The 6,975-nt window shown below is 72.6% G+C and carries 8 protein-coding genes; 3 read left to right on the forward strand and 5 right to left on the reverse strand.

The features are described 5' to 3' along the window. Positions 1 to 261 precede the first annotated feature (261 nt). Positions 262 to 1,428 carry a tRNA dihydrouridine synthase DusB gene (dusB, locus tag AOK15_RS36745; RefSeq protein ID WP_055522918.1) on the reverse strand — a complete coding sequence of 389 codons (1,167 nt, stop codon included), beginning with the start codon at positions 1,426 to 1,428 and terminating at the stop codon, positions 262 to 264. Positions 1,429 to 1,585: 157 nt separating this feature from the next. Here dusB and AOK15_RS36750 point away from each other — a divergent pair, with 157 nt between their 5' ends. Continuing rightward, complete coding sequence (locus AOK15_RS36750) at positions 1,586 to 3,034, forward strand: MFS transporter (RefSeq protein ID WP_055522920.1); 1,449 nt, start codon at positions 1,586 to 1,588, stop codon at positions 3,032 to 3,034. Positions 3,035 to 3,089: 55 nt separating this feature from the next. On the opposite strand, the gene AOK15_RS36755 is transcribed toward AOK15_RS36750, so the two are convergent. Then, positions 3,090 to 3,473 (reverse strand): hypothetical protein, encoded by a 384-nt coding sequence (locus AOK15_RS36755; protein ID WP_055522922.1) that lies wholly within the window; start codon positions 3,471 to 3,473, stop codon positions 3,090 to 3,092. Positions 3,474 to 3,534: 61 nt separating this feature from the next. Beyond that, a complete protein-coding gene (locus AOK15_RS36760) occupies positions 3,535 to 4,542 on the reverse strand; it encodes a helix-turn-helix domain-containing protein (RefSeq protein WP_055522923.1) in 1,008 nt (335 codons plus the stop codon). A gap of 275 nt (positions 4,543 to 4,817) precedes the next feature. Here AOK15_RS36760 and AOK15_RS36765 point away from each other — a divergent pair, with 275 nt between their 5' ends. Next, positions 4,818 to 5,042, forward strand: coding sequence for a hypothetical protein (locus tag AOK15_RS36765; protein ID WP_055522929.1), 225 nt, complete (start codon positions 4,818 to 4,820; stop codon positions 5,040 to 5,042). Positions 5,043 to 5,142: 100 nt separating this feature from the next. Here the strand turns inward: AOK15_RS36765 and AOK15_RS36770 are convergent, their stop codons facing one another. Together AOK15_RS36770 and AOK15_RS36775 are read right to left on the reverse strand one after the other, a co-directional pair. Then, entirely contained in the window at positions 5,143 to 5,541 is a 399-nt protein-coding gene (locus tag AOK15_RS36770) for an SRPBCC family protein (RefSeq protein WP_420877025.1), read from the reverse strand. A 5-nt stretch (positions 5,542 to 5,546) separates the two neighbouring features. Then, on the reverse strand, positions 5,547 to 6,254 hold the full coding sequence (locus tag AOK15_RS36775) for a CGNR zinc finger domain-containing protein (protein ID WP_079058915.1): 708 nt from the start codon (positions 6,252 to 6,254) through the stop codon (positions 5,547 to 5,549). A gap of 21 nt (positions 6,255 to 6,275) precedes the next feature. Between AOK15_RS36775 and AOK15_RS36780 the strand changes: the two genes are divergently transcribed. Beyond that, complete coding sequence (locus tag AOK15_RS36780; RefSeq protein ID WP_055522933.1) at positions 6,276 to 6,734, forward strand: VOC family protein; 459 nt, start codon at positions 6,276 to 6,278, stop codon at positions 6,732 to 6,734. Positions 6,735 to 6,975 lie beyond the last annotated feature (241 nt).

The following is a 6,975-nucleotide window of genomic DNA, read 5'->3' on the forward strand; positions in this document are numbered from 1 at the left end:
CCGGGTCGGCCGGGTCGGCCGTGCCGCCGGTTTCCGCGTGGTCCGGCGGGTGGGCCTCTTCGCCGTCTTCTTCGGGGTCTCGTTCGCTCCGCACACCGAAGCGCGCTACCCGGACATTTCCCCACTCATTCCGAGATGACGGAAACCGGCCGTACAACGACCGGAACACCGACGAAACAGGGCAACAGGCCCTCGGCCGTGGCCAGTTGCGGGCGACAGTGGTCCGTTGCCGGCGGTGGCGGTCCGTTGCGGGCGGCCGGGTCAGCCGCCGGAGGTGTCGAGTTCGGCGTCCTCGCCGACGCCCGCGCAGTCGTAGGGGTCCTTGAGCCAGCCGTCGGGCAGGACGACGCGGTTGTTGCCGGAGGTGCGGCCGCGCGGCCCGTCGGCGCCGGCCGGCCACGGCTGGTACAGGTCCAACTCGTCGAGCCCAGCGCGGAGTTCGGTAAGGGACGAGGTGATGGCGAGCCGCTTGCGCATCTCGGAGCCCACGGCGAAGCCCTTGAGGTACCAGGCGACGTGCTTGCGGAAGTCGACGACACCCTTCGACTCGTCGCCGATCCACTCACCGAGGAGCGTGGCGTGCCGGACCATGATGTCGGCCACCTCGTGCAGCGACGGGCGCGCGATGTCCTCGGTCCGCCCCTCGAAGGCGGCGACGAGATCGGAGAACAGCCACGGCCGGCCCAGGCAGCCGCGTCCGACGACGACTCCGTCGCAGCCGGTCTCGCGCACCATCCGCAGGGCGTCCTCGGCGGACCAGATGTCTCCGTTGCCGAGCACCGGGATCTCGGGGACATGCTCCTTCAGCCGGGCGATGGCGTCCCAGTCGGCGGTGCCGCCGTAGTGCTGGGCGGCGGTGCGGCCGTGCAGGGCGATGGAGGTGACGCCCTCCTCGACGGCGATACGGCCGGCGTCGAGGAAGGTGATGTGGTCGTCGTCGATGCCCTTGCGCATCTTCATGGTGACGGGGAGGTCCCCGGCGCCGGAGACGGCCTCGCGGAGGATCGCGCGGAGCAGGTTCCGCTTGTACGGGAGGGCGGAGCCGCCGCCCTTCCTCGTCACCTTCGGGACCGGGCAGCCGAAGTTCAGGTCGATGTGGTCGGCGAGGCCCTCCTCCGCGATCATGCGGACGGCCTTGCCGACGGTCACCGGGTCCACGCCGTACAGCTGGATCGAGCGCGGCTTCTCGGTCGCGTCGAAGTGGATCAGCTGCATGGTCTTCTCGTTGCGCTCGACCAGCGCCCTCGTCGTGATCATCTCGCTGACGAAGAGGCCCTTGCCGCCACTGAACTCCCTGCACAGGGTACGGAAGGGCGCGTTCGTGATCCCGGCCATGGGGGCCAGGACGACGGGCGGGGTGACGGCGTGCGGACCGATCCGCAGAGGCGCGGCGGCCGTGGTCGAGGACGTGGTCGAGGGCGTGGACATTCCCCCATTGTCCCGCACGTCGGCGGAGCCCTGGTCCGGGGCCGGTGACGATGGCGGCGACGGCGGTGAACCCCCCGACCGGCACGCCCGAACGACACTCCCCTTCACCCTATTCATTAGTTAGGCGCACTATTGACTCGGGCGTACGATGGAGGGCATGCCCGAGCTCAGCCGTCGCCACCGCCTGCTGGTGCTCGCGATCTGCTGCACCAGCCTCCTGATCGTGAGCCTGGACAACACCGTCCTCAACGTCGCCCTCCCCACCCTCCAGCGCGACCTGGGCGCGAGCGTCGCCGGTCTCCAGTGGACGATCGACGCCTACACCCTGGTCCTGGCCTCGCTGCTGATGCTGGCGGGCTCCACGGCGGACCGCATCGGCCGCAAACGGATCTTCATGGCGGGGCTCGTCGTCTTCACCATCGGCTCGGCGCTGTGCTCGCTCGCCCCGAACCTCGACGCGCTCGTGGTGTTCCGGATGGTGCAGGCGGTCGGCGGTTCGATGCTCAACCCGGTCGCGATGTCGATCATCACCAACACGTTCACGGAGCCGCGCGAGCGGGCCCGGGCGATCGGGGTGTGGGGCGCGGTGGTGGGCATCTCGATGGCGGCGGGACCGATCATCGGCGGTGTCCTGGTGGAGTCGGTCGGCTGGCGCTCGATCTTCTGGATCAACCTCCCGGTCGGTCTGGCCGCTCTCGCGCTGACCTGGCGGTTCGTCCCGGAGTCCCGGGCGCCGAAGGCCCGCCGCCCCGACCCCGTGGGGCAGCTCCTGGTCATCGCGCTGCTCGGTTCGCTGACGTACGCGATCATCGAGGCGCCGACCGCGCCGGTGGGGCGGACGCTGGTGTTCGGCGGTGTCGCCCTGGCCGCGCTCCTCGGGCTGCTCCGGTACGAGCCGCGCCGGGACGAGCCCCTGATCGACCTGCGTTTCTTCCGTTCGGCGCCGTTCAGCGGGGCGACCGTGATCGCGGTCAGCGCGTTCGCGGCGCTCGGCGGTTTCCTGTTCCTGTCGACGCTGTACCTGCAGAACGTGCGCGGCCTGGACGCCCTGCACGCGGGGCTGTGGATGCTTCCGATGGCCTTCCTGTGCTTCGTGTGCGCGCCGGTCGCCGGGCGGCTGGTCGGCAGCCGGGGCCCGCGGCTGCCGCTGCTCGTCGCGGGGGTGACCATGACCGCGAGCGGTGTCCTCTTCGCCGCGTTCGAGGCGGAGACGGCGAACATCACCCTGGTCATCGGCTACGTCCTCTTCGGCATCGGCTTCGGCTTCGTCAACGCGCCCATCACCAACACGGCGGTCTCCGGCATGCCCCGCGCGCAGGCCGGGGTCGCCGCCGCCGTCGCCTCCACCAGCCGGCAGATCGGCCAGACCCTGGGGGTCGCCGTGATCGGGGCGGTGCTGGCGGCGGGCGTGGGTGCGTCCTCGTACGCCGAGTCGTTCGTGTCGGCGGCCCGCCCCGCGTGGTGGATCGTCACGGCATGCGGTTTCGCCGTCCTGACCCTGGGCGCGCTGACCACCGGCCCCTGGGCCCGCGCCACCGCCGAGCGAACGGCGGCCCGCCTGGAGTCGACCGAGGTACGGGACGCGGCGGGCATCGGGGCGCCGTAGAAGTGGGGTGCGGTTCGGTTCGTCGATCCGCACTGCTCATGGGGGGCGGGTGGCGTCACCACAGGTGGAGGAAGCTGCGGACGTCGTCGTAACCGTCGAGGGCACGGCCGTCCACGTCCGACGGGTCTGCCTCGGCGCGCGCCGCCAGCGACTCCGCCAGGGCGCGGGCCTCGTCGCCGAGACGCCCGAAGCGTCGGGCGGTGTGGCCCAGGCACAGTCCGGCCAGCCCCAGCAGCGGACTGCCCGGCACGGCCCGGGTCCCGACCTGAACGCACCAGTGCTCGACGAACTCCGCGTCGTCGTCGTGCAACGCGGTGCCGACCAGCACGCTCGCCGCCTCCCCCTCCGCCGAACGGTCGCGCAGGGCCCGCTCCAACGTCTCGGCCACCACCCCGTGAGGCAGCGCGGGAGGGTTCTCGAAGCGCCGGTGGACATGCATCCCGGGAGCCTACGCTGACCGCGTCCCCACCGGGGGCCGTCGGGTCGGCGGTGCTGCCTAGCTAGGCGCCGTTGCCGTGCCGGCCCCGGGCCGCGAGGGCGTCCTGGCGGTATTCCGTGGGTGGGGCGCCGTAGGCCGTGCGGAAGGCTCGGGTGAAGTCGGAGGCCCGGGGGTAGCCCCAGCGGGTGGCGATGACGTGGACCGGGGTGGCGCGCAGGGAGCGGTCGGCGAGGTCGCGGTGGGCGCCCTCCAGGCGGCGGGCCCGGGTCCACGCGGCGACCGTCTCGCCCCGGGTGTGCTGCTGGAAGACGCGGTGCAGATAGCTGACGGAGATGTGGTGCGCGGCCGCGATCACCGGCGGGGTCAGCTCCGGGTCGTGCAGGTTCTGCCGGATGAACGCGGTGATCCGCCGGGCGAGGGCCTCCTGGCGGGTCTCCGGCGGCAGCGCGGCCTCGGCGTCCAGCGCCTGGCCCAGCACGGCGGACACCAGGTCGAGGACGACCGTCCCGAGGCGCGGCGCGTCGGCCGGGCCGAGGGTGTCGGCCTGGCGTTCCAGACCGAGCAGGAAGTCCGTCAGCAGCGCGGCTACGCCCTCCCGGCCCGGAATGCCACGGCCCAGCAACTCCCGCACGCGGTGCGGCGGGAGCGGCAGCAGCGACTTGGGGAAATCGACGCCCACACCCCGGACGGGCGCCGGCCGCAGATCGTCCGCCGGCCGGAGGTCGTACGGCTGCGAACTGTCCGCGAGGTGCAGGTCGAACGCGCCGAACGCGCCGCTCCGTCCCGCGTGGTCGAGGGTCAACTCGCCGTCCAGCAGCAGCGACAGGTGGTACAGCTCGGGGTCGGACTGGCGCACCATCCGCTGGCTGCGCCGGTAGCGCGTCGGCAGGAACGAGGTGGGCCACACGGTCACCGGGCCCAGCTCCATCAGCCGGAACTCCGCCCAGAAGTCGGTGGTGTGGGCGCTGATGATGTCGCTGGGCGAGCGCATCCGGCCGACCATCTCCCGCCAGTGGTCGAACCTGTCGTCCGCCGGCACGTCCTCGCTACGGAACACCGTCCCGATCATCGCGTCCCAATCTCCGCCGCCCGACCGTCTCAAAACAGCCGTCATCCTCGAACAGCCGTCATCCTCGCACGCGGTACCCGCACGCCGGACACGCGGGGAGCACGGCGGCAGCGCATACGGAGGGCACGGGTCCGCCGCCCCCGCCCGGCCCACGTCCCGGTGGGACAACTCATGGCCGGATCGACCCCGTTGATGTTGGTCGTGCTGCACACTCCTCACGACGGGCAGCGGTCGGTGAAAGGCCGACGACCCTCGACGTGTCGGCTGGAGACCTGATGTCGGAGAACAACTCGAGCACTTCGAACAACTCGAGCAAGGTGAGCCGCTGGGACCAGCACGGGCGACAGCACGTCGTGCGGGTCCAGCGCTCCGGTGTGCAGCGCACGATCAGATGCGACACGTGCGGCTGGCGCAAGGGCGCGCAGTTCCTGCCGTGGCTGAAGGCGCAGGAGCACCTCGCCGAGGCCCACCAGGCGACGGTGGACCCCGCGACCTCCTGAACAGGCCCGGACTCCCTGACAGGACTCCCTGACAGGGCTCCCTGACAGGGCTTCCGGACAGGGCTTTCGACCTCAGGGGGCTCCCTGCCCGAGATTCCGGTCAGGCCGGTGTGCCGAGGGCGTCCGCGACCCGGTCCAGCACGCGCCGCCAGTGCTCCCTGCGCCGCTCGCGTTCCCCGGCGCTCGCCATCCGCTCCTGATGGAAGCGCAGGACCGTCCTGCCCCCGGCGGCGGCCGAGACGGTGACCTGCACGGTCGTGTCGCCGTACGTCACCCGGATGCGTTCGCCGGGCCGGTACCCGCGCACCTCGCCGCCGGTCCCCGCGTCAGTGGTGTACGGCGCCCCGCGCTCGGGGGTGAGTCGCGCCCCGGCCCCGAGCCACAGCGCCAGCCCTCGCGGTCCGCTGACGAACTCCCAGACCGTCGACGGTGGTTGGGCGAGGGTGCGGGAGACGCCGATCTCCCATCCGGCGTCCTGGGTCAGTCCGGTGGCGGCCACGGCGATCACTCCTCGTTCGGGGCGGACTCGTCGGTGCGGCGCGCGCGATGGGCCCGGTGGGCGCGGTGGGCACGCACCTTGCTGCGGTTGCCGCAGTGCTCCATGGAGCACCAGCGGCGGCGGCCGGGCCGCGAGGTGTCGACGTAGATCAGATAGCAGCGCTCGCCGGCGCACATGCGGACGCGGTCCGCGTACGGCCCGGTGAGCAGGTCTACGGCGTCGCGGGCGACGGTGGAGGCGAGTTGGGCGCCGCCCGCCGGGGCGGGCGACCAACGCCGGGTGCCGTCCTCGCCGAGGGCGGGGGCGAGCGGGGGCCGTGCCGCCGCGTCGTTGATGACACGCAGGTCGGCGGGGCCGGCCGCCGGGATGTCCAGCGGGGGCAGTCCGCCCGGGTGGAGGCGCGAGACCACCGTGCGCAGCAGGGCGTCGCGCAGCCGCCGTACGTGCTCCACGTCGGCGTCGGTGAGGTCCAGGGTGCCCGGCGTGGGGGTGAGCCGGGACCGTCCGACCCAGGCGGTCAGGTCCTCGGGGGTGTGCAGCACCTCGTAGCGGGTGAGGGCGCCGGGGCCTCCGGTGACGAGGAGCTCCAGACAGAGAGCGCCCGGATCGAAGCGGAAGACATGGCCGGTGTACGACCGCAGGGGGATTCCCGGTCCTTCCGGGGGCCGGGAAGGGTCGCCATCCGGCGTGGCTGTGGTGGACGACGAGGGCATGTAACCACTATAACCGGTTACATGACTGCCGCACTGAGCTGGAAACTGGTCATCGACACCCGCGACGCGCAGCCCCTGGCCGATTTCTGGGCCGCCGCGCTGGGCTACGAGGTGGAGGATCCGAGCGCGCTGATCGCCCACCTCCGCTCGGCGGGCGACCTTCCGGAGGAGGCCGTCGGCGAGCACGCCGGCCACGCCGTGTTCCGGGGGTACGCCGCCGTCCGCCACCCCGAGGACCCGTACGACCCCTTCACCGGCATCGGCCGGGGCCGTCGTCTCCTCTTCCAGGACGTCCCGGAGCCCAAGACGGTGAAGAACCGCCTCCACATCGACGTCCACGCCGAACCGGGCGGCCTGGACGACCTCGTGGCCCGCCTGGAGACCCTGGGCGCCACCCGACTCCACGAGGTGGACAAGGGCCCGGCGGGCCACTGGTGGGTGATGCACGACCCGGAGGGCAACGAGTTCTGCGTGGCCTAGAGGCCTTCGCACGCCCTACGTCCCACGGCGGCCGTCGCGCGTCGAGCGCCCCGAGCCGGAGGCCGGACGTCGAGGACCCCGAGCGGAGGCCGGGCGCCTGGCGTAGGACGCCAAAGCCGGAGGCCGGGCGACGGGCGGCGAGGGCCCCGAGCGGACGCCGGACATCAAGGACCCCCAAAGCCGGAGGCCGGGCACCGGGCGTAGGACCCCCGAAGCCGGAGGCCGGGCGACGGGCGGCGAG

It is taken from the genome of Streptomyces ossamyceticus (genome assembly GCF_001418475.1).
Taxonomy (GTDB): Bacteria; Actinomycetota; Actinomycetes; order Streptomycetales; family Streptomycetaceae; genus Streptomyces; species Streptomyces ossamyceticus.